The organism is Cytobacillus citreus (assembly GCF_018343665.1).
GTDB lineage: Bacteria > Bacillota > Bacilli > Bacillales > Cytobacillaceae > Cytobacillus > Cytobacillus citreus.
In genome coordinates this window covers 205,283-231,845 of the sequence record NZ_JAGYPM010000005.1, presented here as the reverse complement: position 1 = coordinate 231,845, position 26,563 = coordinate 205,283, and the positions used below count along the sequence as shown (strand labels likewise).

Annotated in this window: 26 protein-coding genes; 20 read left to right on the top strand and 6 right to left on the bottom strand. The window is 34.4% G+C overall.

Annotation, left to right across the window (positions count from 1 at the left end; all coding sequences use genetic code 11):
* Window positions 1-15: 15 nt before the first annotated feature.
* Together KHA94_RS21480 and KHA94_RS21475 are read left to right on the top strand one after the other, a co-directional pair.
* Entirely contained in the window at window positions 16-1,206 is a 1,191-nt protein-coding gene (locus KHA94_RS21480) for a ParM/StbA family protein (RefSeq protein ID WP_213104168.1), read from the top strand.
* Between the two features lie 12 nt (window positions 1,207-1,218).
* Window positions 1,219-1,590 (top strand): hypothetical protein, encoded by a 372-nt coding sequence (locus KHA94_RS21475; protein WP_213104167.1) that lies wholly within the window; start codon window positions 1,219-1,221, stop codon window positions 1,588-1,590.
* A 109-nt stretch (window positions 1,591-1,699) separates the two neighbouring features.
* Here the strand turns inward: KHA94_RS21475 and KHA94_RS21470 are convergent, their stop codons facing one another.
* The 3 genes from KHA94_RS21470 to KHA94_RS21460 form a co-directional block, all read right to left on the bottom strand.
* Window positions 1,700-2,353, bottom strand: coding sequence for a CotY/CotZ family spore coat protein (locus KHA94_RS21470; RefSeq protein WP_213104166.1), 654 nt, complete (start codon window positions 2,351-2,353; stop codon window positions 1,700-1,702).
* 190 nt (window positions 2,354-2,543) lie between these two features.
* Window positions 2,544-3,245 (bottom strand): glycosyltransferase, encoded by a 702-nt coding sequence (locus KHA94_RS21465; RefSeq protein WP_213104165.1) that lies wholly within the window; start codon window positions 3,243-3,245, stop codon window positions 2,544-2,546.
* 96 nt (window positions 3,246-3,341) lie between these two features.
* Window positions 3,342-4,250: an NAD-dependent epimerase/dehydratase family protein gene (locus tag KHA94_RS21460; RefSeq protein ID WP_213104164.1), complete on the bottom strand. Its 909-nt coding sequence runs from the start codon at window positions 4,248-4,250 to the stop codon at window positions 3,342-3,344.
* A 290-nt stretch (window positions 4,251-4,540) separates the two neighbouring features.
* On the opposite strand from KHA94_RS21460, the gene rfbA reads away from it, so the two are divergent.
* The 14 genes from rfbA to KHA94_RS21390 all read left to right on the top strand — a co-directional run bounded on the left by rfbA (window position 4,541) and on the right by KHA94_RS21390 (window position 19,158).
* Entirely contained in the window at window positions 4,541-5,461 is a 921-nt protein-coding gene (gene rfbA, locus KHA94_RS21455) for a glucose-1-phosphate thymidylyltransferase RfbA (protein WP_213104163.1), read from the top strand.
* Entirely contained in the window at window positions 5,445-6,137 is a 693-nt protein-coding gene (locus KHA94_RS21450; RefSeq protein WP_213104162.1) for a putative nucleotide-diphospho-sugar transferase, read from the top strand. The genes rfbA and KHA94_RS21450 overlap by 17 nt, the downstream gene beginning before the upstream one ends.
* 98 nt (window positions 6,138-6,235) lie before the next feature.
* Window positions 6,236-7,492 (top strand): alginate lyase family protein, encoded by a 1,257-nt coding sequence (locus KHA94_RS21445; protein ID WP_213104161.1) that lies wholly within the window; start codon window positions 6,236-6,238, stop codon window positions 7,490-7,492.
* A 29-nt stretch (window positions 7,493-7,521) separates the two neighbouring features.
* Window positions 7,522-8,442, top strand: coding sequence for a hypothetical protein (locus KHA94_RS21440; RefSeq protein ID WP_213104160.1), 921 nt, complete (start codon window positions 7,522-7,524; stop codon window positions 8,440-8,442).
* Between the two features lie 139 nt (window positions 8,443-8,581).
* A complete protein-coding gene (locus KHA94_RS21435; protein WP_213104159.1) occupies window positions 8,582-9,238 on the top strand; it encodes a PIG-L deacetylase family protein in 657 nt (218 codons plus the stop codon).
* Between the two features lie 49 nt (window positions 9,239-9,287).
* On the top strand, window positions 9,288-10,103 hold the full coding sequence (locus KHA94_RS21430; protein ID WP_213104158.1) for a beta-keto acid cleavage family enzyme: 816 nt from the start codon (window positions 9,288-9,290) through the stop codon (window positions 10,101-10,103).
* A 49-nt stretch (window positions 10,104-10,152) separates the two neighbouring features.
* On the top strand, window positions 10,153-11,076 hold the full coding sequence (locus KHA94_RS21425) for a UDP-3-O-(3-hydroxymyristoyl)glucosamine N-acyltransferase (protein ID WP_213104157.1): 924 nt from the start codon (window positions 10,153-10,155) through the stop codon (window positions 11,074-11,076).
* 21 nt (window positions 11,077-11,097) lie between these two features.
* The gene (locus tag KHA94_RS26570; protein WP_213104156.1) at window positions 11,098-12,315 is read left to right on the top strand and encodes a glycosyltransferase; all 1,218 of its coding nucleotides are present in this window, start codon (window positions 11,098-11,100) and stop codon (window positions 12,313-12,315) included.
* 87 nt (window positions 12,316-12,402) lie between these two features.
* Window positions 12,403-13,626, top strand: coding sequence for a glycosyltransferase family 2 protein (locus KHA94_RS21415; protein WP_213104155.1), 1,224 nt, complete (start codon window positions 12,403-12,405; stop codon window positions 13,624-13,626).
* 87 nt (window positions 13,627-13,713) lie between these two features.
* On the top strand, window positions 13,714-14,931 hold the full coding sequence (locus KHA94_RS21410; RefSeq protein ID WP_213104154.1) for a glycosyltransferase family 2 protein: 1,218 nt from the start codon (window positions 13,714-13,716) through the stop codon (window positions 14,929-14,931).
* Between the two features lie 348 nt (window positions 14,932-15,279).
* A complete protein-coding gene (locus tag KHA94_RS21405; protein WP_213104153.1) occupies window positions 15,280-16,503 on the top strand; it encodes an ATP-grasp domain-containing protein in 1,224 nt (407 codons plus the stop codon).
* Window positions 16,504-16,515: 12 nt separating this feature from the next.
* Window positions 16,516-17,532, top strand: a complete 1,017-nt coding sequence (locus tag KHA94_RS21400) for a YheC/YheD family protein (protein WP_213104152.1) — start codon at window positions 16,516-16,518, stop codon at window positions 17,530-17,532.
* A gap of 87 nt (window positions 17,533-17,619) precedes the next feature.
* A complete protein-coding gene (locus KHA94_RS21395) occupies window positions 17,620-18,081 on the top strand; it encodes a CotY/CotZ family spore coat protein (protein ID WP_213104151.1) in 462 nt (153 codons plus the stop codon).
* 285 nt (window positions 18,082-18,366) lie between these two features.
* The gene (locus KHA94_RS21390; protein ID WP_213104150.1) at window positions 18,367-19,158 is read left to right on the top strand and encodes a YheC/YheD family protein; all 792 of its coding nucleotides are present in this window, start codon (window positions 18,367-18,369) and stop codon (window positions 19,156-19,158) included.
* 835 nt (window positions 19,159-19,993) lie between these two features.
* Here KHA94_RS21390 and KHA94_RS21385 read toward each other — a convergent pair.
* Window positions 19,994-21,265 carry a UDP-glucose dehydrogenase family protein gene (locus KHA94_RS21385; protein WP_213104149.1) on the bottom strand — a complete coding sequence of 424 codons (1,272 nt, stop codon included), beginning with the start codon at window positions 21,263-21,265 and terminating at the stop codon, window positions 19,994-19,996.
* Between the two features lie 255 nt (window positions 21,266-21,520).
* Here KHA94_RS21385 and KHA94_RS21380 point away from each other — a divergent pair, with 255 nt between their 5' ends.
* Window positions 21,521-21,895: a hypothetical protein gene (locus KHA94_RS21380; protein ID WP_213104148.1), complete on the top strand. Its 375-nt coding sequence runs from the start codon at window positions 21,521-21,523 to the stop codon at window positions 21,893-21,895.
* 174 nt (window positions 21,896-22,069) lie between these two features.
* Here KHA94_RS21380 and KHA94_RS21375 read toward each other — a convergent pair whose 3' ends face one another.
* On the bottom strand, window positions 22,070-22,366 hold the full coding sequence (locus tag KHA94_RS21375) for a hypothetical protein (protein ID WP_213104147.1): 297 nt from the start codon (window positions 22,364-22,366) through the stop codon (window positions 22,070-22,072).
* A gap of 217 nt (window positions 22,367-22,583) precedes the next feature.
* Between KHA94_RS21375 and KHA94_RS21370 the strand changes: the two genes are divergently transcribed.
* Window positions 22,584-23,261 (top strand): hypothetical protein, encoded by a 678-nt coding sequence (locus KHA94_RS21370; protein WP_213104146.1) that lies wholly within the window; start codon window positions 22,584-22,586, stop codon window positions 23,259-23,261.
* A 60-nt stretch (window positions 23,262-23,321) separates the two neighbouring features.
* On the opposite strand, the gene KHA94_RS21365 is transcribed toward KHA94_RS21370, so the two are convergent.
* Window positions 23,322-24,023: a glycosyltransferase family 2 protein gene (locus KHA94_RS21365; RefSeq protein ID WP_213104145.1), complete on the bottom strand. Its 702-nt coding sequence runs from the start codon at window positions 24,021-24,023 to the stop codon at window positions 23,322-23,324.
* A 207-nt stretch (window positions 24,024-24,230) separates the two neighbouring features.
* On the opposite strand from KHA94_RS21365, the gene KHA94_RS21360 reads away from it, so the two are divergent.
* Entirely contained in the window at window positions 24,231-25,328 is a 1,098-nt protein-coding gene (locus KHA94_RS21360; RefSeq protein ID WP_213104144.1) for a glycosyltransferase family 4 protein, read from the top strand.
* Between the two features lie 18 nt (window positions 25,329-25,346).
* Window positions 25,347-26,540, top strand: a complete 1,194-nt coding sequence (locus tag KHA94_RS21355) for a glycosyltransferase family 4 protein (protein WP_213104143.1) — start codon at window positions 25,347-25,349, stop codon at window positions 26,538-26,540.
* Window positions 26,541-26,563: the final 23 nt, after the last annotated feature.

The following is a 26,563-nucleotide window of genomic DNA, read 5'->3' as shown; positions in this document are numbered from 1 at the left end:
AGGAGTGAGGAATAAATGGAGAGACAAAATTTTCTTGCCGTTGATATAGGTAACAGCTGGTATAAGGCGATGGCTTCTGACCAATGGGTAGAATGCGAATATCAAATTCCTAATGCAATCGCCCTATTCGATGAGGAGTTTTATGAAAAGCCTTACGAAGACGATGATGTAGATTTTGAGGAAACTCTAATTGTTGAAGTGAAAAGTCAGGCAATACTTGATAAAAGGGAAATATATTATATAGGAAAAGCAGCTGCAAAACAGCGGGATGTGAGCTTAACCGCTTTTAACAATCAAAAGGTTGACGAAGATCGCACATATATTCTGCTTTTTGGCTTAGCAGCTTTTCATGCTTTATTCTTAAATCCCGGAGAAACAGAGCTGCATTTTACTATTGATCAATTAGCTGTTTCATTGCCGACGACTCAATATAAAGTAAAGAAAAAACGATTTAGAGAGCGATTAATAGGTACACATACCGTCATTTTCCATAAGGTGCCGGGAATCCCAGAGCCAAAAGAATTGGTTGTAAAATTACATGTAGAGGATGTAATTATTGGTGCAGAAGGGGCATGTGCATATTTAGGCCTTACTCGTGATCAGGATACGTTAGGAATAAAGGATGATGCCCTTGTAAATGAATCGAGGAAAGGGATTATTATTGGCGACCTTGGGGGAGACTCAGTAGATTTTGTAGGTATTAAGAATAATAAACCTGTAGCTTCTGTTGAGGGAGAAACTTTTGGAATTAATCAATTTCTCGATAATATCATTCAAAAGGTTAGTAAGAATGAATTATATAAATTCGATTCACGTTCAGAGCTAGAAGAAAAATTAGCGGGCGGACCTTCGGAGTGGTATGTTGAACCATTTGCTGGAGTAAGAAAGGACATTAGTAAGTATATTATCCCTCAGTTAAAATCAATGGCTATTAAATATCTTGAGCACTTTGATCGTGTCCGCTCAAGCTCCAATGAGATAAAGGGTGCAACCCGGTATATTGCGGTTGGGGGAGCAGCGAAAATGGCTCAAAAGCAGATTCAAGAAGCTGCAGTCAGATGGTCTGAAAGAGGGAGACCAATTAATTTAACATTCCCTGAAAATATGGAAAAACTGAATGTCCTTGGGTTGATGGTTCTTGCAAAAATGAAGCAATTAAAAAAAGATCAAGAAAAAACAAATGATCTCATAAGTGCAAAAAGTTAAAGGATGATGGAAATGTCTAGAATATATACAGATTACATCAATAATATTGCCTTAACTCTTCCTGATCGTTTCATTGATGTAAAAACGGGTGATTCACTTTTGGTTTCATCAAAAATCCAAGAACAAATAGAATATCATGCCAATAACAATACACTTATACACCTATTGTTATCAGCCCTTAATAGTTACTTTCATCCCAAGGGGGTTAATGGAGGTACTGAAGAAATATTATTTCAATTAGCAGAAATTAAAAAAATGATGCAGCATGGTTACCCTCCAATCAACAATTTCCAAGGATTAGCTCCATTGAATAATAAACAAGGATCATCAAACATTTTGGATATGAAAGACCTAGAGGACGTCCTAGAAGTCTTTGGCGGATAGCTATATTATGTATTTGTGGTGAACTCAAAAATCGGGTTCACCTTTAATTTAGAATACAATTTTGATAGTCCTAGCCTTTGTTGCTAGGCTAGGAATGGTTGTACCGAATCTATAATTTTATGGCAGGCAAGCAGGAGATTGCACAGAAGCAAGAGAGATCAACAGTGATACAAATTCCGGTTCTTATTAAATCATCTACATCCTTATGATCGATTTGACGGCAAGGTGACGAAGGCTCTTTATGGTCACATTTCTTACCTGAATCTTCATGACAGCACTTTTTAGGTTTAAATGTTAAAAGTTCAAGAACGGCACAATTATCGTCAAGGTCCTTGATTCTAAAAATGAAAGTAGATATACAAGCGAACTTTTTCTTTTTCGAATGGCTAGTAAATGTCGTCACTCCAGTGCCTTTGAAAGGTTCACAATCACAATAAAGAATGAAAGGTACTGTGTTCTTCTTTGGCTTTTTTTCTTCTTCTAATAGCTCTTTAATGGATTCCTTGCATGAAACTTTGCAAACCTTTTCTCTTTTGACTTTGACTTTTTTTTGTGCTTTTAATATGGCTTCTAAAACTTCTTCCACACAATTTTCTTTGTGATGATCTTTGCAATTCTTCTTTTTATGCTTTTTATGCTTCTTATGATGGTCTTCATGATGATCGTCCTTGCCGTGATCATCGTTATGTTCCCAGCGATCATCACTATGGTGATTATGTTTCTTGTGATGATCTTTCTTTTTACGCTTACTGCACATACCCATGCTTTTCACTCCTTAAAATATATAGTCAGAATCAGCATATGGTCGAGCACTGTTTTTTGAGTGAGTTTCCTGCCTAGAAGGAGTGAATTTAATTAAGTTTAGGTAGTAGGGATGTATAGATTTATTAACGTGTTAAAGTAAAATATCGGTTAACGAATTTAGTGCAGCTTTATGTTCAACAAGGAATATATTAGCTTCCAAACTCTTTCGTTACATATGATTCGAAATTTTCCACTTTCTTTTTAAATTCACTTTTCTTTTTTAGCTTTGCATTGGATTGCTTATATGTGTGAGAATTTTTATCTACTCTTCGAATATAAACATAATTGTATCTGCTAGTAGAGTATATTTTAATATTTTTTTTTCTGCATTTTCTAACAAATTTAGAATCAGTTCCTGAACCTTTATGCGAAGGAAATTTTATTGTTGGATAAATTTCCTTTCTAAAAATGAGTGTTCCTCCTTTAAGACCACTTTTTCCTGCTTGATTTTCACTTCCAATCTTCCTTAATGTTAATAGCTTATTTTTTTCAAAATACATAAAAGAAACACCTTTACCGACTAACTGTGCATCAGTTGTTTGAAAAATCTCCATTGCTTCTGAAAAATAATAAGGTGAATAGTAATCATCATCATCAAATTTTGCTACGATATCATATTTTGCCTTTTCAATTCCGAAGTTTAAGCACTCTCCTAATGTTTTATCTTCAGAGAGCTGGTAAACGGAAACATTTTCATACTGCTCTGCTTTTTTTTGCCATTTTTTTATTTTCATATTGTCATTATTTAATATAATAATTAGCTCTTTATCCGGCCATAATTGCCTTGAGTAATTATTAAACACATTGTCCATCATGTCGTCTCTAATCGTACAAGCTATAATTGAAACCACTTTTTCACCCCACTAAAAATGTTTTATCGCAGATTAACGGGCAGTAAGACCCCCACTGATGGAAGTTTCACTTTATTGAATGATGGATAGGTACTGTTAATTAGAATTAGGCAGAACTGAAACTATTTCTTTTAAGGCCGCTTGAAGCTCATATTCTGGGGTCCAATTTAAAATAGATTTTGCTTTTTCTGCATTCAATTTACTATTCCTTATCTCACCTTGACGATTTGGTTTATAAATAATGGGAATATCCTTTTGATAGACACTTTTTAAGATGGTACATAAGCTAGTAATACTGATGCTAGAATTAGTGCCTAAATTAAGGATTTCATTATCCCCTTTCGTGATTGCTAATAAATTTGCTCTTGCTATATCTTTTACATATACAAAATCTCTCGTTTGCTCCCCGTCCCCATAAATCGTGATCTCATTTCCCAGCTTAAATTGATTTAAAAAAATGGATATTACATCTCCTCCGGAGGAACGAGGGCCAAAAACATTTCCATAACGAAAAATAGTAAAAGGCAATCCAAACATTTCATTAAACATACGAATGTGTAATTCAGAAATGTATTTCGAAAGACCATAGAATGAACTAGGGTTTATGGTATGCTCTTCTGTAATTTCTTCTGTTTTTTCTGTATCGGAATAGACTGCAGAAGACGAAGAGAAAATAAATTTTTTTACCTTATATTTATTTGAGTAATTTAGAAGATTAAGTGTCCCCATAATATTTATTTCTGCATCCTTTACCGGTGATTTAATCGACTCATTTACATCAACTTGGGCAGCAAGATGAATGACGATATCTGGTTTTTCTTTAATAAACACATCTTCAATCTCTGGAGACAAAATATTAATAGGGTAATATTTCAACTTTTTTTCTTCGTGTTCTTTTATGATTTTTCGTGTATCAATAATGACAACGTCATAGCCTGTCTGCACTAAAATTTTTGCAACAAAGGAACCGATAAAGCCTGCTCCGCCAGTGACTATTACCTTCATATTTATCACATCCTTTTTTATATTTTCTTTATCCTATGGGAAATTCCAATACATGAGTGTGCATTAGTGTAAGTTCTCTAATTGCGGCTAATTTGTTTCGATAAAAATGGTCTATTATCTATGAAAAAATGCTGGTAAAAACCTAAGCAATATTTAGCATTCAGAATAGTATAGGACAAATAGCCTCTTCAAATCTTGTGTATAAGGGTCCTAGAAAAAGCTAAAAGGATTTGTACATGAAAGTTATCAAAGAGCGGAGAGATTAACTTCTAAGAAAGAGGAGGGACAAAGTGAAAGGAATTATTATCGCGGGCGGAAAAGGTACGAGACTTAGACCATTAACGAAGATGATATCAAAATCTTTGTTGCCGGCTTATGATAAGCCCATGATTTATTACCCGCTTTCCATTTTGATGCAAGCTGGAATTAATGAAATACTAATCATTACCACCCCTCAAGATAAGGGGCGGTTTGTCAAACTATTAGGAGATGGGTCACAAATAGGGATATCGTTGAGCTACGAAGTGGAGCCAGAACCGAGAGGAATTGGCCAAGCGTTTATCATCGGTGAAAAGTTTATCAGAGGTGGTCCTGTAGCCTTAATACTTGGTGACAATATTTTTTATGGAGAGGGACTAGCTTCCCTTTTATATAGAGTATCTGAAAGGAAAGTAGGTGCTACAATCTTTAGTTATGAAGTTGATGCCCCAGAACAGTTTGGAGTTGTGAGTATTAGCCATGATGGGAGGGCTATTTCTCTTGAAGAGAAGCCTTCGATTCCAAAGTCAAATCATGCAGTAACTGGATTATATTTCTATGATCATCAAGTGATAGAAATAGCAAAAAATCTTGAACGATCTGAACGAGGGGAATTGGAAATCACTGACATTAACAAGGTATACCTAAATAAAGGTGAATTATTTGTAGAGCAATTAGATAATGGATTTTCCTGGATGGATACAGGTACCCATTTATCTTTAATCGAAGCAGCTAACTTTATTGAAGAAATGGAAAAACAAAAAAAAATAAAAATTGGATGTATTGAAGAGGTTGCTTTCAATAAAGGATTGATTACAAAAGAACAATTGATATCCTTAGCAGAGCCATTACTTAAAACGGATTATGGACAGCATTTATTAAAAATAGCAAAAACAAAAGAATGCTTTCCATTAAAAAATAGAAAGGAGCAAGGATTTGATTCCCTCTCATGATTTTTTAATCACGCCCAAAAGTAATATGGTTATTTGTAGTTTAGGAACTGGTGAGAGCCATGAGGCTGCCCTGAATATTATGAAACCTACCGTTACATATTACGGGAAGCTTCATAATATTGATACTTTGTTTTTTACCGAAAGTTTTTTGCCGAACAAGCTAGCTAAGAGAAATAAGGTTTTTTTGCTTACTAATCTATTAAAATATTACGAGATTGTGATGTGGATGGATTCAGATACCATCATTGTTAATCCCCAGGAAGATATTCGTGATGAACTAAATTCAGACCATGTTATGTATATGACGAGTTATTTTGGAAGGGATCCACTTTTTCCAAATTCAGGTGTAATTGTTGTAAAGCGGGATCCAAAATCATTAGAAATTCTAGAAAAGGTGTGGAAATTTAAAAGGAAACAGAAGGGGGGATGGTGGGATCAGCAAGCATTCTTGAATCTTTTAGGCTTCCATAACCATAATGTCAGAATAAAAGCCTATGATGGTCCAACCCAATATACGCCCCTAATTGGTCAATTAGATCTCAAATGGAATAGCAGACCTAATCGTAAAGATGTTGCTGAAAATCCGGTGATCATGCACCATTGTGGTCTTAAGTGGCCAAAAAGATTAGAGAGAATGAAAAAAAGCTATAAACAATTTTTGAAAAATACAAAATAAAAAAATTAGTAATATACAAAACATAGACCAGCATTTCAATTGCTTCATACCTATTGATAAAGTCAGTTCATAGAATAAAGGTTGGTGATACGTATCTAATGGAAAGAAAGAAAAAATCATTGCAAAAGGAATTAAATGCTGATCAAAAAATGGACCTGAAGGATAGCGGATCAGATATCATGCTATCATTTTTTAGGACAGATGTTCTTAAAGAGGAGTTAGACCAATATGAATCAGGAAAAAAAATAGCTCCTATTGATCAACTCATAGCTGATGCTGAAGAGGCATTAACACGAGGCCCCTATTCAGTTATTGATAAAACAACGCTACCGCCTAGTAATAATGCTAACGATTATTGGCATCCAGCTCCATATTGGTGGCCCAACCCAAAGACGAAGGATGGAATGCCTTATATTCGTCGAGATGGCAAACGGGTTCCCGGAACACGTATGTATGAACCGAAGAGTGAGAAGTATGATCGAACCCGTCTTCAATATGTATTTGATGACTCTATTACTCTTGCATTAGCATGGTATTTCACAAAAGAAAAGAAATACGCAAAGCATGGTGTACGAATTCTGGAAAGATTCTTTGTAAATCCCGAGACTCGAATGACACCGCACTTAAAATATGCGCAAGTTAGGCTAGGAAGAAACAATAACAAAGGTTCTAATTCCGGAATCATTGAAATGAAGGATATGTATTACTATCTTGATGCTGTCCGGCTTTTTCGTGCTGCGGGCTTTATGGATGAGGAAACATTAATCGATTTTAAAAAGTGGTTATCTAGCTATTTAGAATGGCTTGTCCATTCGGCTCAAGGAAAGAAGGAACAAAAGTCAAGCAATAATCACGGCACATTTTATGATCTTCAAGTTGCAGCCATAGCAGAATTTCTAAATAATCGTTCACTATTATATAAAACATTAGCTCGTTCAAAGGATAGAATTCGGGAGCAGTTTGCAAAGGATGGTTCACAGCCAAAAGAACTGAAACGAAATACAACTGCCCACTATTGTTTTTTTAATTTTCAGGGGTGGATTTATCTCTGTGAAATTGCTTATCGCTTTGGAATGGATCTATGGTCTTATAAAGCATCTAATGGGTCCAGTTTGATGAATGGAGCAAAATGGCTGCTGTCTCATTCAGGAAAGGAGTGGCCATATAAGCAGGCCGATGAGTTTGATTTAGAACGGTATTTCCCGATTTGGTTTTCTATCCCTCGACGCTCATTCATGAAAGGAATGACTGATCAATTTCCGAACTCAAAATACAGTGTAAAACCAAGATTTTTCCCGTATGATGGTGTGCGTCCTTATTGGAATTTAGGACTAGGTGAATATAAGAAGAGGTAAGGAAAATGGATGAAAAGGAGGAAATTTATTTGCAAAAGAACAAGAAAAAAAAGAAAAAAACTGGCCCTTCTTCCCCTGTCAGAAAAGAGTTGAAAAGGATTGATAAATATTTTAAAGAGTTAGAATCGAATGTCTCAGAAAAAACATATGAAGAGAAAGATAAAAAAGAAATAGCATTTGCCATTTCGCTTAAAAGCAGAACTCTCTCTCGTGATTGGGAACAGGTTCAGGCTAATTTATCCTATACACTGAAATCAATTCTGAGAAATACGGATCAAAACTTTCGTATTATTATTGCCGGCCATGAAAAACCTGATATAGATGAACTCCAGCATTGCCTTGTTACCTGGTTATCTGTCGATTTCCCACCACCGCCTCCCCCTGGAAGCGGTCCGGAATTTACGGAAGATAAAAAGCACAAGCGCAGAGTGATAGGCTCATATTTAAGGAAGATTGGGTTTTCTGGGTACTTTATGCCTCTCGATGCCGATGACTGGATACACTATAGATTCGTAGAGTTTATTCGCTCACATCCAATCTCCAATGCTTTTCTTATTAAGAAAGGGATCATGATTAATCAAGGTCTAGAAGAGATTTGGCTAAGAAACCGATTTTACATCGGATGCGGAAGCAGTGCATTGTATTATTTTTCAAACAAAGATTTTCCGAAAACTTCTAAGATGGCAGATACAGAAAAGAAGCTCTTTGGTTTGTCTATCATGAATCACCAGAAGGTTCCGCAAAACTTAGCAAAGATTAATATGAATTATAAAACCATTCACTATCCATTGGTCACCTATGTCCTGGGCCACGGCGACAATACAAGCGTATTAAAGGGAAAAAAAAGCAATCTCGTTTCCGCAAAAAAATATAATGCCAAAGGAGAAAATCTTAAAAAATGGATTTATCAATACTTCCGAGTTGATGCAAAAAATTATAGGAACTCCTAATGGAAAAAATCATTCTAATTCAAAGCTTCTTAATTCCTCTAAATCTATAAACGAATTCTACCAAAATCCACTTCTGTCCGTTTCCATTAATTAATGACGCTCATATAAATATTTGAAGGCTATCAAATGAGGTGAAATTATGAGTAAAAATGTATTAATTATCGCCTCCCATCCTGATGATGAAATTTTGGGATGTGGAGGCACGATTAAAAAACTAATAGAAAATGGACATCAAGTTATAACTGTCATTACTGCTAAGGGTCGTAAGGAAGAAGAACAAAATATGCAAAAGAATATTCTAAAGGCTAATCAACTGTTAGGGGTAAAGGAAGTAATTTTTCTACAATATCCTAATCTAGAAATGGAAACAATTCCACTTCATAAAATTACGAAAGAAATTGAAAGATTAATAGAAAAATATAAACCCGAAATGGTTTTTACTCATCACTATGGAGATTTAAATCGAGATCATCAAATCACTTATCAGGCCGTTTTGACAGCGATTCGGCCAATTGCGGGAAAAAAACCAATTGAATTGATTTGTTTTGAAACCTTGTCTTCAAGCGAATGGACACAGCATACGAATGATAAAACATTTAAACCTAATTATTTTGTGGATATTAGCGATACGATCGATCAAAAACAACATGCACTCCTTGCATATGATGTCGAAATGAGGATGTTTCCGCATCCGCGTTCATACGAAGGAGTGGAATTTTTAGCAAGGGTAAGGGGAATGACTGTTGGTTTCGAGTATGGCGAAGCCTTTGAAATCATCAGAAGAGTGTGGAAATAAACCGCTTTAGAAAAAGAACTTATTAATAGGAAGTTGAGGTGCAAAAAAATTGGAAAAGCTTATCATTACTGCCGCCGTCACAGGAGGAATTACATCAAGGAAAGACAACCCCAATCTGCCAATTACTCCAGACGAGATTGCTCAGGAGGTATACGATTGTTGGAAAGCAGGTGCATCGATTGCTCATATTCATGCACGGGAAAATGATGGGAGCCCGAGTCAGAGAGTAGAACTTTATCAGGAGATTGTCTCTAAAATTCGTGAACGTTGCGATATTATCATCAATTTAACAACAACGGGATGGGGGCAGAGCGGGAAAGAAGAAGACCGTTGGAATCATCTCGTATGTAAACCAGAAATGTCTACCTTTACACCAGGCTCTATGAACCGCAAAGACAGCGTCATGATTAATCACCCTTCATTTGTCCGTAAGCTTGCCGAAAAGACAAATGAAAACGGGATAAAGCCGGAAATTGAAATTTTTGACTTTGGGATGATTGATCAAGCTGTGAAGTTAGCAAAGCAAGGATTTTTAAAACCACCATTACACTTTCAGTTTGTTTTAGGCGTGCCTGGTGGAATTCCTGCTAATTCGAAAAATTTTCTGCATCTAACAGAAAGTATTCCTCAAGGCAGTACATGGTCTATTGCAGCAGTCGGTAAAGATCAATTGTCTATGAATCTGCTTGGGATTATATTGGGAGGTCATATTCGAACAGGGCTAGAAGACAATGTTTATTATAGATATCGGGAGCTGGCGAAAAGCAATGCACAATTAGTAAAAAGGCTGGCTGCCTATGCCTCTGAATTAAATAGGGAAATAGCAACGCCAACAGATGCTAGAAAAATATTAGGACTGAAATAAGGGGAGTTCTGAATCATTATTATATAAAAAAACCTAGGGGAGTGAGTAAATGAATATCCATTTTAAACTCGATGAACTTCTGGACTTTTTAATAGAAAAAAAGCTTTATCATCCGGATATCATTGATAAAACTGCTAAAGAAACCGTAATAAAAGGCTTTTCGTCTATATTTCATTCGAAACCTTTTACCCTATCCTGGATGAAAGACCAATCGTTCGATTGGTCAACCATTCAATCTTCTGTCGTTATTTGTGCAAGAAATGCTGTTTTACCTGAAAATACCGGCATCATATTTATTCCAGTAGAGAACCCGAGGGATACATTTGCTATTGTCATGAATAAATTTTATCCACAAAATTCACTTTTAGGAATTTCTGAAACAGCAGTGATCGGGGAGAATTGTGAATTAGGAAATAATATTTATATAGGTCACCATGTTGTCATCGGAAATAATGTGAAAATAGGAGACAATACGCAAATACATCACAATGCGACGATTCATGATTCTACTTCTATTGGATCTAATTGTATTATTCATAGCGGAGTGGTTATTGGTGAAGACGGATTCGGCTATCACAACGATACGGATGGTTCCATCTTTAAATTGCCACATATTGCTAGAGTAATCATTGAAGATTATGTAGAAGTAGGCACTAATTCCTGCATTGTTAAAGGGAAATTAATAGATACAGTGATAAAAAGTAACGTAAAGATAGGTAATTTATCGCATATTTCTCATGATGTAATTATTGATGAAAATGCAATGATTACACATTTAACACATATTGGAGGAAATACAAAAATTAATAGCCATAGCTGGATCGCTCCAGGAGTCGTTCTAAAGCAGGGGGTATCAATTGGCGAGAATGCCCTTGTTGGTATGGGAGCAGTTGTTATTAGGGATGTCAATCCAAATGAAACCGCAGCTGGAGTACCAGCAAAACCGATCACCAGAAAAAGCCCAAACGCTTAACGAAAAGAAAGGTGAATTCACGTGCTTGTTAGTATTATTCTAGCATCATATAACCGATATCCCTTTATTCTTTATAGCCTTTATGCTCTGGAGAATCAGAATTTTGATTTATCCAAAATGGAAGTTATTTTAGTCGATGATGCATCTTCAGACCAAACCCGACTCTTAAAATATTACAAACCCCCTTACGCATTTAAATATATACGAAATAAAAAAAATGCAGGTATAGCTGCAACACGAAATAGAGGCCTTGAAAACGCGAAGGGGAGAGTCATCATTTTCTTAGATGCAGAAATGATTGTAGATCCTAATTATGTAAGAAATAATTATCGCCATCATCTGAAAAGTAAAAATTCTGTTGTCATAGGGGATAAAGTTAGAAGGCTATATACTTTTATTTGTCCCAGGTTTAACGAGAGACAAATAAAAGAGGTTAATAGCCTTCTAAACAAGAGAGCTATTGTTAAAAGACGTCTATCCACTATGGTGGATAAAAGCACAAAAATAAAGGATATCAGTTCCGTTGTGAATCATTTAAAACACCCTCTTAAAATATTGGACAAAAGAGATATTCAACATTTTTCAAGCTTAAGAGCGTTTTCTACCCCCAAAAAAAATTTGACAAAGATATTATCCCAATTAGGACCTGATTTTGAAAAAAGTCCAATTGCATGGATGGCCTGTTTTGGAAATCTTTCTCTAAGAAAGAGTCTAGTGAAAAAAGTAGGAGGGTTTGATGCTGACTTTAAAAAATGGGGAGAAGAGGATAGGGATTTTGCGTATCGTCTGTATAAAGAAGGGGCTACATTTATCGTTGATCAAGGTTTAATAAGATATCACCAAGAACATCTAGAATCGGCAAATAAAAAAAAGGAAGGCAAAACAAATAAGCTCCTTTTACAAAAAAAGCATCCTGATTTAAATGTTTCAATTAGAGCATTAAATTTTATTCAAAAAACAGATTACGCCTTTTTAAATAAAATTGTCCAGGAAGATCATAGTCTTTACAGTGATTTTCCTGGTCAGTTTGAAGAGTTTAAATGTGCAATTGTCTTAATGCTTCGACAAATTTACATTCTAAAATCGGAAAATAAGAAGGTTGAAAATGTATTGAAACATTCAGGGATTAAAAATAATCCCCTGAAAAGAGAGCAAATATTTAAGGAACGAGATCAAGTTGAATCATTAGGTAAATATCCAAATTTAATTAAATTGTTTGACATCCTTACCAATAAATAATGTTAGATTCTCTATAAAATTATGGAATAAAAAGCAAGCTTCTTTCCATCTATCCTGATGGATATGAATAAAGGAAGGAGTGTGATTATGGAAATTAGTGTTATCATGCCGTCGTATAACCGATATCCCCTTAATCTTTTGAGCCTTTATGCGTTAGAAAATCAGACATTTGATTTATCCAAAATGGAAGTCATTTTAATAGATGATGCATCGACAGATCAAACTAAAGATTTAAAAAATTATCGAGCTCCTTACCCGTTTATTTATATTAAAACAAGGCAAAACATAGGGATTGCGGCGGCAAGAAATCTAGGAGTAAAAATGTCAGAAGGAAAAGTGATTGTTTTTTTAGACGCTGAAATGATTGTTGATCCGAATTATATTCATAATCGCTACCGCCATCATTTGAAAAACGAGAATGCTGTGGTAATAGGAGGAAAACCTACCGGGAAACTTTACACTTGTCTTTTTCCTGAGTTTGGGAAGAAACAAATTAAGGATATTGACCGTTTAATAAGAAAGAGACCTGTGGTAAAGGAAAGGATCGAAAAAGGTATTAACAATAAGGTAGTAAGTGAAAAGATAGGGTCAATAATAAAAACGTTCATGCGTCCGATTCAATTGCTTAGTAAAGAGGATATCTACAGCTTCCGAAAATTAAAGCCATTTACTGTAAAAAGAAGGGATAACGAGTATGATTTATTAACATATTTAGATCATAATTTGGAAAATAGTCCTCTTGTATGGCTGGCTTGTTTAGGGAACCTGTCGATAAGGAGATCTTTTTTTGACAGGGTCAGAGGTTATGAAGAGGCCTTTAAGGGCTGGGGCCCAGAGGATGCTGAATTTGCTTATAGGCTTTATAAAGCTGATGCAAATTTTGTCGTAGAACCTTCCTTAATTCGATATCATCAAGAACATCCAAAACATAAGATATTATCTGCTGAAGGTGACAGAAATTGGCTCCTCTTTCAAGAAAAACATCCATATCTCGAGGTTTGCGTTCGAGCTATTGGTTTGATTGAGAAGAAGGATTATAAATTTATGGAAAACATAATAGAAGAATCCCTATCTCTTAAAAAGGAATATCATGATCAATATAAAAAATTTAATGACTCATTAATTTTGCTGTTAAAGGAAATTCGAATTTTAAAGTCAAGAAAAAAACCAATCTGTCATCTCATGCAAAGTTCTGGAATTGCAGCAGATACCATAAAGAAAAAACAGATTTTTAAAGAACGAAATGAAATTGAGTCGTATGGAAAGTATAAGAATTTGATTAAATTATTTGATCTCCTTACTAATAAATGATACGAACCACTAGGATGTTTTTGGAAACTCCTAACTTTTCAATTACCTATCGTATGCTTTTTTCAATAAGGAAAGGAGTATTTTTTAATGGAAGTAAGTATCATTTTACCATCGTATAACCGGTATCCTCTTAATCTTTTGAGCCTTTATGCGTTAGAAAATCAGACATTTGATTTATCTGAAATGGAAGTCATTTTGATAGATGATGCATCAACTGATCAAACTGAAGTCTTGAAAGAATATCAAGCCCCTTTCCAATTTATATATTTAAAAACAACGCAAAACATAGGGCTTGCCGCGGCAAGAAATCTAGGAGTAAAAATGTCAAATGGGAAAGTGATTGTTTTTTTAGACGCTGAAATGATTGTTGATCCAAATTATATTCTTAATCGCTACCGTCATCATTTGGATAAAGAGAATGTTGTAGTAATCGGAGGGAAACGCAGCGGAAAGCTTTATACTTATCTTTTTCCTAAGTATGGGAAGAAACAAATTAATGATTTAGCCTATTTAGTAAAAATGAAATCTGCTGTAAAGAAACGAATAGCAAAAAGTATAAATAAAAAGGTAAATAGTAAAAAGGTACGGGCAATCATAAAAAAGTTAAAGCACCCCATTCAGTTGCTTAATCAAGAAGATATCAACAACTTTCAACAACTAGATTTATTTACTGTGAAAAAAGATGATGATTTATTAGCCTTTTTAGGTGGCGATTTGGAAACAAGTCCCCTTGCATGGTGGGCCTGTTTAGGGAATCTGTCAATGAACAGATCTTTTTTTGACAGTTTGGAAGGCTATGAGGAGGCCTTTAGGGGCTGGGGCCCAGAAGATGCTGAATTTGCTTATAGGCTTTATAAAGCTGGTGCCAAGTTTGTGTCTGAACCAGCTCTCATTCGATATCATCAGGAACATGAAAAACATAAGACTTTATCTGAAGAAGATGATAGGAATTGGCTTCTCTTTATGGAAAAACATCCTGATCTCAGTGTTTGCATTCGAGATTTATCCTTCATCATTATGAAAATGGATTATACATTTATGGACAACATCTTGAGAGAGAGCTTAACGCTCAAAGAAGAATATGATGGTAAATACGAAAAATTCGAACACTCTTTAATCATGTTTCTTAAAGAAATCCGAATTTTAAAGTCACAAAATAAGCCAATCAGTCATTTAATGCAAAGCTCTGGAATTGAATCAGATGCTATGACGAAACAACTCATCTTTGAAGAACGAGATGAAATAGAGTCCTATGGGAAATATACGAATTTAGTTGAACTATTTGATCTCCTTACGAGAATATAATACAAACCTCTCACGTAATTTTCAAAAATAAAAAGTTGCTTTATACTACTACGCTTTTAATTGAGAAAGGAGAACTTTTTTAGATGGAATTGAATCTGACAAAAGTCTGAAAGAGCGCATGTTGTTTCAGCGAAAAGGGATAAAGGATTACGGTAAATTTAATAATTTTATTAGGTTATTTGATAGATTGATAAAAATAAAGCTAAAAATCCCTAGTTAAGTAAAAAAGGTGATCATTTTAAAGTGCTCATCTTTTATTATTCTCAGGCAGTGTTCCAATTCACCTATTTCCTGCTGGATGAATAAATTAAAAAGGGCTTAAAAAGAAAGAGCAAGGGACGAAAAAACATGAAGACAATTGTTTTTATAGGAAGCCACAAGTCAGGTACAAGTCGAGAAGCAGTACAAATTGCTGATCAAATGGGCTATTTTACAGTTTTAATTACAAATAATAGGAAATTTATTGATCAAAGAGAAGAATTTCAAGATGTCCATCAAATGATATTTATGAAAGAAATTCACGACATAGAAAAACTAAAAGAAAGCTTTCAATTATTACAGGATCAAGGGAAGAATATAAAGGCTTGCATAAGTCTTATAGATCCATATGTACATCTTGCCTCAATCCTATCAAGAGAGATGGGGTTTGTTCATTTATCAACAGAAGCATTATATAAAATGGAAGACAAGACTCGATTCAGACAGGCACTGCAGAAACTTGATGTAAATCCATTCTATTCGGTTATTAATCAAAATGATTCTGTTCATGAAATGATAAAACAGCTTGAAAACTCTTTGCCACTCATCTTGAAATATCCTCTCTCCAATGGTTCAAAGGATGTAATATTCGTGAAATCAAAGGAAGCTCTTCCAAAAGGGATTGAATTTTTAAAAACCAAATTTCCTCATTTACCTATTTTAATCGAAGAATACTTAGACGGTCCCCAATATTTAATCGAGGTAATTGTTTGCCAAGGGGATATTCATCTCATTGGAGTTGTAGAGCAAGAATTCTCACAAAAGGATAACTTTATTGTGACTGGATATAGCTTTCCCGCTGAAATGGATGAGTTCCTTCACAATAAACTAGAAATGACGGTCAAATCGATTATTAAAAAATTAGGAATGTATCATGGGTCTTGTCATTTGGAGATGAGAATTGTAAAAGGGGAATGGAAATTAGTTGAGATCAATCCAAGAATGTCAGGAGGAGCGATGAATAGAATTATTCTTGAAGGAACTGGAGTGAATATAGTTCAAGAAATTATCAAAATGAACTTAGGGGAGGAACCTAATTTGAAGGGCGTTTTATCAAATTATGTCTTTACACATTTTTTAACGGTAAGTTCCAGAGGGAAGCTGATAAAAGTTACAGGAAAGAACCGTGCTCTATCTTATGATGGCGTTAAGGAAGTTTATATAAAACCACGTAAAGGCCAAATCTTAACTGCCCCGTATTCGATGGGAGATCGCTATGCCTATGTGCTTGCCTCCTCTAATTCTAAAGAGGAAGCAAAACGGATTGCAACGAAAGCTGCTAAGGAAATAAAATTTTATATGGAACCTCTTTAAGGAATTTTGGCTATGGAATTAATCGGAATGTTGCATTATAAGAAGAGGCCGGATGATGTAAAAATTGCATATGCATGTGCTGCTGTAGCAAAAATGGAAGGCTTACATTTCTTTTATTTTTCTTACAAGGGCGTTCAATTTGATAGCAAAAAGATTAATGGCTGGATATACGAAAAAGGAAATTGGATTCAAAAAGAAATGGATTTTCCAAAAGTAATTATTAATAGTAGCGGTCCTAAAACCGCTAAGCAAAAAGAAATCTATAGTCGTTTAAAAAAGATGATTCCATTTACGAGTCACACAGTAGGAAACAAAATGAAGGCTTATAAAAAGATTTTACGGGATGGGGAGTTTGCAGATTATTTAATCCCGACCTTCCCTTTGGAAAGTACAAATAAGACTATTGAATTATTAGAAAATGCAAAGACAATCGTCATTAAGCCTTATTCTGGTAATCATGGGAAAAAAGTCATTTTTATTCAAGGGAATGCTTTAAAAGGCTTTAGCATAATAAATGGTAATCATAAAGATTTGTTGGATAGTAAATCATTTGATTTATTAATTGAAGAGTTAAAAGAGGAACAAAAATATTTAATTCAGCCATTTATTAAGTGTAAAACAAAAACTGGACTAACTTATGATTTCAGGCTTCATGTCCAAAAAGATGGATCGGGGAATTGGGATATTAATCTTATCTATCCACGAATAAGCGGAAGTGCCAAACTAATAAGCAATATAAGCAGCGGCGGATACCGAGGAGATCTTGACCGTTTTCTTAAAGATGAGTTTGGAAATGAATATTTCAATATGAAAAGGCTGCTTGAAAAATTCGCAATTGCCTTTGCCAGTCATTTTGAATCCTTGTATACTCATTCCTTTGATGAACTTGGGATAGATATAGGAATGGATAATAAGGGGAAAATATGGATATTTGAAGTAAACTGGAGACCGGGATCCAAGCATAGAGAATTTGATGTTGCAAGAAGACTTGTAAATTACGCGCATTATATGGCAAAAGATAAGGGCTAAAGTCTAATTTAATCAACTGCCTACACAAAAGCTTCCTCATTTTTATATCATGATTGTAGATAATTAGACAGATGGAGGGAGCGGCTTATGGAGAGAAATGGAATTTCAGTAAATATGGAAAATTGTATTGGTGATGCGTTACTTGAAATAATAAAATTACAGAATCTATTATCGAACATCTCAACTCCTTATCTTGGTAGTTTACTTGGCAGGCTATTTAAAGTGGACACAATTCCATTCATGTTATTTACAAAAAAGGGAATATACAATGTTAGCAGCCATTTTATTAATAATGATTCAATAGGACAAGAGTGTTTCACAACCAGTTTTTTTCGAGTGAATTCGTTTGAAAAAGGAACTCGCTGTGCCAATATCACTTTACTCCGCCCTTTTGACATAAATAATAGGCCTGTAACAGATTTATGTGAAGTTTATCGATTAGAAAAAACACCCTTTTGCACCGAAATAGATCTATCTTGTATTTGTGGATTACAATGTTTAGATACAGATCTGTTAATGAGAAAAATAATAATTGAGCCAAAATGGTAATAAAGCATCCAGATAATGGGTGCTTTTTACTTTATAAGATAGATTTAAACACAGGCAAGGAACTAAAAAATACATAGGATAGGATACAATTGCTTTTAAAATGAAGCCTGAAATGGAGACATAGTAAGTATTGTAGAAGCTACCGAAAAGTTGGTGGTTTGTTTATTTTTTTGTGCCGTAATTTCTATAAATATATAAAAAAACAATTCACGGTTATTAATACGATCTAAATAAAAAAATCTGGTTGATGGTCTTTATTACGAATCTAAAGGAGTGCTGTGAAATATGGAAAATCCAAGGATGAAAAGGAGTAAATGGGTATTAAAAAATATTTTAGAAGAGCATGATCAGTTTCGTCAATATATCCCTGAAACACGGTTATTTAACAGCCATGATTTAGCTGAGATGCTTGAAATGTATAAGATGGTTTATATAAAGCCTGATAATTGGTCATGGGGAAGGGGTGTTATGAAAGTAGAGAAAATAATAACGAAAAGAGGTAAATGCAAATTTCGGTACCAAAGCAAAAAAAAATCCTTTACCTTTCTTTCCTACACAGAATTATTCGATGCTATTGAAAGATCAATCAACAAAAAAATGAAGAAACGGAATAATCATACCTACATTATCCAAAGAGGCATTCACTTATTAAAATACAATGAAGCCATATTTGATTTTCGTTTAATGGTACAGCTATCTCCGAAAAATAAATATGAATCTACCGGTATATTAGGCAGATTAGCAGATCCGAAATATATTGTAACTAATTTTCATAGTAAAGGAACAGTCTATCCAGTTGAATTTTTGCTAAAACCCCATATGAAAAAAAAGGATATAAAAGAATTGAAAAAAAAGTTGTACACTCTAGGTGAGGAAATTGCTCTTTTATTTAATCGAAAGGCTATCGGATTAGATATCGGCATAGATGAAAATATGGATATCTGGATTATCGAAATAAATTTGAAGCCAGATCCTTTTGTGTTTAAAGAAATTGATGATGAAAAGATGATCAATAAAATCATGCAATATCGATTCTATTGGAAAAAAGAAAAAAACTCTAAAAAAAGAGATAAATAAGCCCTAACCATATTTGTTTTTTAAATTAAGGCTGTGTTAAAGCTCAGTGTTGATAATGCTATTTTGTTGTTGATTTTCGCTGCAGGCGCGAGATCCTCAAATGCATTTGCATTTCCTTCGTGAGGTGTTTATTCGGGGGAGATTATTCATCGTCCTTCGGGAGAAGCGAGTCAGAGGGAGACCCCGCAGGAGCGCTCTTCGACGAGGAGGCTTCCTTACCCGCCTCATTGTTACCGGTTTCTAACTTTAATAAGAAAAACGGGTTCAATGATCGCCTCATTGTTACCGGTTTCTAACTTTAACAAGAAAAACGGGTTCAATGATCGCCTCATTGTTACCGGTTTCTAACTTTAATAAGAAAAACGGGTTCAATGATCGTTTCATTGTTACGGGTTTCTAACTTTAATAAGAAAAACGGGTTCAATGATCGCCTCATTGTTACCGATTTCTAACTTTAACAAGAAAAACGGGTTCAATGATCGCCTCATTGTTACCGGTTTCTAACTTTAACAAGAAAAACGGGTTCAATGATCGCCTCATTGTTACGGGTTTCTAACTTTATCAAGAAAAACGGGTTCAATGATCGCCTCATTGTTACCGGTTTCTAACTTTAATAAGAAAAACGGGTTCAATGATCGTTTCATTGTTACGGGTTTCTAACTTTAACAAGAAAAGCGGGTTCAATGATCGCCAACGATTGCTAAGTGCCTGCAGCGGAAATCAACAGGGAAAATTAACAACTAACTACAAAAGCCGGGGCTTTCCCCCGGCTTTTGTAGTTGCTTTATAAGCAGATAAATTTCTCTAAAATGAATAGATTAACGATTCTACTCCATTATATATTGTAATACTCATATCCTATTTCATTCATTTTGGATTTTTCCAAAATGTTTCTACCGTCGAAAATGACAGATGACTTCATTAAGGATTTATGTTTTTCCCACTCTGTCAGCTGAAATTCTTCCCATTCGGTACAAATAATCACAGCATCACAATTTCTTAAAGTATCTTCAATATTATTTTGTTGTATGACCTTCTGATTTCCTATTTTCGCTTTAGGATCATAGCAGGTAACATATGCTTGCTCAGCTAATAGCCCGTCGATAATTCGAAATGCTGGAGATTCCCTTGTATCGTCTGTATTCGCTTTAAAAGAGATACCTAAAATAGCAATACTTTTCCCCTTTAATTCACCAAGCCTGCTTTTTACCATTTGAATAAAGTGAATGGGCTGTGTTTCATTTACCTCTTTTGCAGCTTCTAAAATGGTCAAACGGTGGTTTGATTTTTTTGCCGTGTATAAAAGGGCACTTACATCTTTCGGAAAACAAGATCCCCCAAATCCAATCCCTGCCTTTAAAAAACTATGTCCAATTCTTTTGTCATACCCAATCCCTTCAGATATACCATCTATATGAATATCCAATGTTTTGCATAATCGGGCCAGTTCATTTATATAAGAGATCTTTAATGCAAGGAAAGCATTGGCTGCATACTTGATTAACTCGGAGGATTTAGAATCCGTTTCTACAATGGGGCAGTGGAAATTCTTATATAATTCTTTCATTATATTTCTTGCTTTTTTACTTACAGAGCCAATCACAATTCTATCTGGATTTAAAGCGTCATGTAATGCTGAACCTTCTCGCAAGAATTCGGGATTTGATACAACGTCGAATGGAATAAAAGTTTCTTGTTTTTCTTTAATCCAATTCGTCACTAATTCGGCTGTTCCAACTGGTACTGTACTTTTATTTACGATAACTTTGTATTTATCCATATATTTTCCAATTGATTCAGTGACAGTTTTCACATATTTTAGGTCGGCACTCCCATCTTCTCCTTGAGGAGTCCCAACACAAATAAAGATAATATCATTTTCTTTTATGGCATTTTCAATATCCGATGTAAATGTAATATTTCTTTCTTGAAGATGTTTTGACAGCAATTCATCTAACCCTGGTTCGTAGAAATAAAGCTTTCCAGATTGTAAGGATTTAAGCTTTTGTTCATCAATATCAAGTCCAGTAACTTGGTGACCCATTTCACAAAAGACAAGACCTGTGGTTGTACCAACATAGCCAGTACCTACTATTAATATGTTCATAGATGTTCTCCCCCTGATAATGCAGCTGTATTCCAATTAGTACAATTTATTCAGACAGCCTTTCAGAGGTATGGACAATTATCAAAGAGAGCAATAAATAGGTGTTTATTATAAAATGCAGTCTTTTCAAAAATCCTAAAGGACACCACTTCTTTCATAATCGAATAAGATGTATAAGTCCTTGTTGGTTTGACCATTCAAGAAGTTGAACTAATCTCGAGTAAAAGGAATCAAAAAATAGGAGGGAGCGTATAAATGAAAAGAAAATCATCATTTGTTTTACAAATCGAGAAAAATCATAACTCATTAATCCAGAAAGAGGTCTTGAGCCAAACAACAGAAAGCGCAGCGGTAACGACAGCGCGGCATGATAACAATACATTAAATCACTCAACTTTAAGTGAAAATCAGTTAAAACGCTTGCAAACTATGTTTGAAAAGAAAATACAAGATATGCTTGATTTTCTAAAAGCTGAGACTGCTAAAAGAAAAGAAAATGACGATCTGATCATAAAGCAAAATCAATTAATGATAACAATGTATAACGAATTTTCCTTAGTGAAAGAACAATTAAAACAGAAGCATTCTGCTTATAGAAATTGTAAATCGAATTATAGAAAGCGCAATTGAGTTTAAAAGTGTCATAAAATTAATTCCAATATGTCAATTTTTCGTATTCTTTCAATATAACTCCATTTAGTTTGAATAAAGAGAAAAGACCCTCGTCAGTGAAAAGGGTCTTTTCATGTTTGGTTTAATCCTTCTATAGATTTTTGCACTTTAGAACTGATGCATATTCAGTTATTAATTAAAAAATCCATTCATTACTTTCTTGATTTTTGACGTCAAAGACATTTTCGCTTTTTTCTTAGGATCCTTCATTAATAATTCATCTTTTTTTGCATTTAGTTTGGATAATTCATTTTTTTCTACTGATGTATGAGCAAAGTCGAGTTTTCTTTTTTTATAACGCCTTTTATAGCCCCTTTTAATTGGCATCCCATTTTCACGTCTTTTTATTTTCCTTTCACAGCGTGAGCATCCTTCTTTTTTAAATGTATCTTTTTCTATATTTGAATGAAGTTGATTTTTAGGCACCATACATGTATTACCCTCCAATCTATTTTCTTAAGTTATCTAACATAATATATGAAAATTTTCAATGGAGGAGTAGATACATGTCCATGATTTTTGTTGTTGGTAGCTGTGCATTTCTTTAAAAGCCAAGTAAAACACCCAAACCAATTTTGTATTGCCGAATATATTGCAATAGATAATGGAATTCATTATTAATTTAATTCGAAAGGATGAAAATAAAATGAACGAAGAAAGTTTAGATAATGTGATAAATGAAGGAGATTCAGAAACCTTAATAGAGGACAATTGTATTGACTTAGCACTTCAACCACAACCAGCAGTGGGGCCATGTCAATGTGATTTTGACGTTGACTATTGTTGTGTAGAAAACGTTCCGGGTTTCTTTAATAATAATCTGGATCCTAACAGTCAACAAATTTTTTATGATCCAACATGCCTATGCTGCACAGTTGAAGAATGTACCGTTCAAATTCCATGCCCAACTGCTGCAAATCCTAATGCCACAACACCTGCAACTATATTTGCAGCTGTCATTAAAGGCTGTATGCCGTTCTTTGCAAATGGGGTTTTTAATCAACCTACTGTTTGTCGAACAACCGATAATGCAAGAATTTGTTGCCAAGGTACAGTATGCTTTGACAATGCTGTAGATTTTGGCTGTCAAGAAGATATGGAAGATTTATGTGCTTGTATTAATGCATTGTTATCAGACCCAATGGATGCTTGTAGCTTAATTGTTGTTACAAGAAATCCACTTCAATTAGTTAACTGTAACAATTTTGCAATAATCACTCGATCAACTGCAGGAAAATGTACAGATCGATTTGTAAGATTTACAGGAAAATTCACAATTGATACTGCGTTTCTTCAGAGAGAATGTAATTTTCAAAGAGCATAAAATCATTATTTAAGAAAGGCTATCTACTGAAGATAGCCTTTCATTCGTTTGATTCATTAATTAATCATTATGCTTGGGATTCACGATGAAGGGCTTAAAATCATCCGTTTTATAAGGTAAAGATAAATCTCTAGAAAGGATGTTTTTATTGGGGTTCCATGTATGCTGACCCGAATTTGAAGCTCTTAAACATGCATAATTGTATTTATCAGTAGAGAAAATTCTATAATTGTGGTCAATGCATTCTTTCAAAAAAAAGGTGTCTTCCCCGTTATTCATATTCGGAAATTTAACCTTCTCGGTGATATATTTTTTAAAAACTAATGTGGCACCCTTAATGCCGCCTTTGACAAACATATTTTCATACCGTCGTCTGTGAATGGCGAGGATTTTTTCATCAATAAAGTACATGAAGACTGATTTTTTTCCTACTATGTGTACATTTGCTCTGTTTAATACATTCAGCGATTGTTCAAGATAACTAGGGGCATAGTAGTCGTCATCATCGAATTTTGCAATAACTGAGTATTTCGTTTTTCCAATTCCATAATTAAGACACTCACCTAATGTCACTTTTTCTGGCAAATGAAAAACCGTTACGTTTTGAGACTGTCTTGCTCTCTCTTTCCAACTATTTATATCCATATCATCGTGATTTAAAATAATGATGAGCTCTTTTTCCTTTACAATCTGGTTTTCATAGTTTTGAAAAACATTGTCCATACAATGCTGCCGCATCGTACAGCATATGATTGAGACCATCGTTATCCTCCCTTCATTGCTAGTGGCTTATTCATTTATTATTTAAAGTATTTTCAAATTCTTTATTTGTGCTGAATAATGTGTCAAAGTCTTATTATTTTGTTTTTTATTTTACATATCATTTGATTTCCTAGATTGTGTCGTGTCATAAAGTCGTTTTTGTCCATACAATGGGGTAATCTTCAATATTGTACGAGGAGGCACAACATGAGGGTCGGTGTTAACTTATTGGGGCTTTCGCAAGATAAATTCGGAGGAGCAGAACAATATATAAAAAACTTGATTCTGAATTTAGCTAACCAAGATGAAGACATTGAGCTATTCTTATTTCTGAAGGAAAATATAGATATTCTACCAAATCAAATTAAAAAGTTTGTTTTTAAGCAACCTGTCAGGCAATTTCAAATTTATAGTGCTATACAGATGCTGCAATTAGATTTATGGTTCTGCCCTTTGCATAAATCCTATCTTTCTGCTATCCCGGTTCCCACAGTAGTAACCATTCACGATTGTTTGCACACTTTTTATCCAGAGTTCGTACCAGGGGGCTTAGAGGGGAATAACGAATATTACAAAAAGTTTGCCCAATCCTTCGATGCTGTCATTACTGTTTCCGAATTCTCAAAGAAGTCCATTAGCGAGAGATTGCACATTCCTAAAGAGAAAATTCATGCCATTCATCTTGATGTAGCAGAAAGATTCAATAACGCCACAAATTTGAGAACGAAGGAACTGATTAAAGCCAAGTACAAACTTCCAGATGCATACGCACTATATCCAGCAAGCTATAACCAACATAAAAACCACCTTAATCTTTTAAAGGCTTTAGTTACACTTCGAGATCGTTATAAAAAAACAATCCCACTTGTTCTTACTGGGTATTTTTATAAAGGAAATCAGCTATTACCGACAATAATTAACTTTTTAAATGAGCACCATTTAACAGAACAGGTAAAGATTCTTGGATATATCCCAGAGCAAGATTTGCCATATATATACCGAAACGCGGACTTTTTGATTTTTCCTTCTCTTTTTGAAGGGTTTGGCCTGCCCTTAGTAGAGGCAATGAAAACACAAACACCAATCGTTTGTTCTAATAGAGGGAGTATTCCCGAGGTTGTAGATGATGCTGCATTGCTTTTTAACCCAGAGTCTGCTGAAGATATTGCTATGAAAATGATGAATGCTTTAAATCCAATGACAAGAATAGAATTAATCCAGAAAGGCAACGAAAGAGCAAATGCATTCTCATGGGAAAAATGTGCTAAAGAAACTCTAAGTGTTTTTCGCGGTGTCTTGTCTTAGTGCTTAGGGGGCAATGAAATGAGGAAAATTTTGATCCTGAATATTTTTCCTATTGATTATCCGCCAGTTAGCGGAGGGACATTAAGATATTTTCATCTTTATCATAAACTTAGCAATTATTATGATATTACGCTCTTATCCCAACTTTATCGACCTCATCGAGAAAAGAAAAGAATAGATTACTCTCCAACATTTAGAGAATACCAAATTGGAATAGAATCTAAGTATCATAGGCTAATTAATAAAAGGCTGCAGAGTGCTGGCGGTTACGAATTATCCTTAATTAAATCTGTTATCCTGTCTAAGTATCCAACATTATTTAATAAATATTTTAAAACCTTGTATAAAAACAGTGATATCATCATTCATGAATCTCCCTATTTAATAGGATATGATCAATATTTAGGCCACGATGATAAGCTAAGAATTTATAGCAGTCATAATCACGAATTTGCATTAGCAAATTTGATTTGGAAGAACAGCAAAGCAAGGGGATTTCTTCCATTAATTTATGAACTAGAAAAAAAGCTTGTCCATTTAGCGGATTTAGTATTTGCTACTTCCGAGCAAGAAAGAGAAAGCTTTGCTGCCATGTATGATATCAATTTAAATAAAATAAAATTAGCACCTAACGGCATTAATCCAGCAGAATGGGTAAAAAAAGAAGAGAAACCTGATGCTAAGCTTAAAGTATTTTTCATTGGAGCAAATTATCCCCCTAACATTGAAGCGGTTCATTTTATCATTGAGCAGCTTGCAGATAACTGCCTGAATATTGATTTTTTGATAGCAGGAGGGTGCTCCATTCCTTTTCAATCTATAAAAAAGTCTAATTTGAAACTATTAGGAACAGTTGATAACACGGAGAAATTAACTCTGTTTGCTAATGCAGATATCGCAATAAATCCAATGTTTAAAGGGTCAGGCGTTAACTTAAAAACACTGGAATTTCTATCAGCTGGGATCCCCTTATTTTCTACTCAGTGTGGTGTGAGAGGATTAAACCTAATTGATAAACAGCATTATATTCATGCAGAAAAAGAAAATTTCGCTGAGAGGCTTATTGAATTTTCCTGTAAGAAAGAACTTCTTAAAAAAATATCGCTCAATGGGCAAAAATATATTAATGATCATTATTCATGGGGGAAGATTGCGCAAAACATGCAGGAAGAAATTGAACATATGATCAATCAGAAAAACCGTCATGGATGAACTCCCTAACGGTTTTTCTATTT

What these genes read in the sequence shown, in the direction of transcription:
- KHA94_RS21475 (WP_213104167.1), top strand. Translation starts at nt 1,219, where the DNA reads ATGTCTAGAATATATACAGATTACATCAATAATATTGCCTTAACTCTT.
- KHA94_RS21435 (WP_213104159.1), top strand. Translation starts at nt 8,582, where the DNA reads ATGAGTAAAAATGTATTAATTATCGCCTCCCATCCTGATGATGAAATT.
- KHA94_RS21380 (WP_213104148.1), top strand. Translation starts at nt 21,521, where the DNA reads ATGAAAAGAAAATCATCATTTGTTTTACAAATCGAGAAAAATCATAAC.
- KHA94_RS21410 (WP_213104154.1), top strand. Translation starts at nt 13,714, where the DNA reads ATGGAAGTAAGTATCATTTTACCATCGTATAACCGGTATCCTCTTAAT.
- KHA94_RS21375 (WP_213104147.1), bottom strand. Translation starts at nt 22,366, where the DNA reads ATGGTGCCTAAAAATCAACTTCATTCAAATATAGAAAAAGATACATTT.
- KHA94_RS21415 (WP_213104155.1), top strand. Translation starts at nt 12,403, where the DNA reads ATGGAAATTAGTGTTATCATGCCGTCGTATAACCGATATCCCCTTAAT.
- KHA94_RS21480 (WP_213104168.1), top strand. Translation starts at nt 16, where the DNA reads ATGGAGAGACAAAATTTTCTTGCCGTTGATATAGGTAACAGCTGGTAT.
- KHA94_RS21365 (WP_213104145.1), bottom strand. Translation starts at nt 24,023, where the DNA reads ATGGTCTCAATCATATGCTGTACGATGCGGCAGCATTGTATGGACAAT.
- KHA94_RS21405 (WP_213104153.1), top strand. Translation starts at nt 15,280, where the DNA reads ATGAAGACAATTGTTTTTATAGGAAGCCACAAGTCAGGTACAAGTCGA.
- KHA94_RS21355 (WP_213104143.1), top strand. Translation starts at nt 25,347, where the DNA reads ATGAGGAAAATTTTGATCCTGAATATTTTTCCTATTGATTATCCGCCA.
- KHA94_RS21370 (WP_213104146.1), top strand. Translation starts at nt 22,584, where the DNA reads ATGAACGAAGAAAGTTTAGATAATGTGATAAATGAAGGAGATTCAGAA.
- KHA94_RS21460 (WP_213104164.1), bottom strand. Translation starts at nt 4,250, where the DNA reads ATGAAGGTAATAGTCACTGGCGGAGCAGGCTTTATCGGTTCCTTTGTT.
- KHA94_RS21395 (WP_213104151.1), top strand. Translation starts at nt 17,620, where the DNA reads ATGGAGAGAAATGGAATTTCAGTAAATATGGAAAATTGTATTGGTGAT.
- KHA94_RS21470 (WP_213104166.1), bottom strand. Translation starts at nt 2,353, where the DNA reads ATGGGTATGTGCAGTAAGCGTAAAAAGAAAGATCATCACAAGAAACAT.
- KHA94_RS21390 (WP_213104150.1), top strand. Translation starts at nt 18,367, where the DNA reads ATGGAAAATCCAAGGATGAAAAGGAGTAAATGGGTATTAAAAAATATT.
- KHA94_RS21425 (WP_213104157.1), top strand. Translation starts at nt 10,153, where the DNA reads ATGAATATCCATTTTAAACTCGATGAACTTCTGGACTTTTTAATAGAA.
- KHA94_RS21400 (WP_213104152.1), top strand. Translation starts at nt 16,516, where the DNA reads ATGGAATTAATCGGAATGTTGCATTATAAGAAGAGGCCGGATGATGTA.
- KHA94_RS21385 (WP_213104149.1), bottom strand. Translation starts at nt 21,265, where the DNA reads ATGAACATATTAATAGTAGGTACTGGCTATGTTGGTACAACCACAGGT.
- KHA94_RS21445 (WP_213104161.1), top strand. Translation starts at nt 6,236, where the DNA reads ATGGAAAGAAAGAAAAAATCATTGCAAAAGGAATTAAATGCTGATCAA.
- KHA94_RS21360 (WP_213104144.1), top strand. Translation starts at nt 24,231, where the DNA reads ATGAGGGTCGGTGTTAACTTATTGGGGCTTTCGCAAGATAAATTCGGA.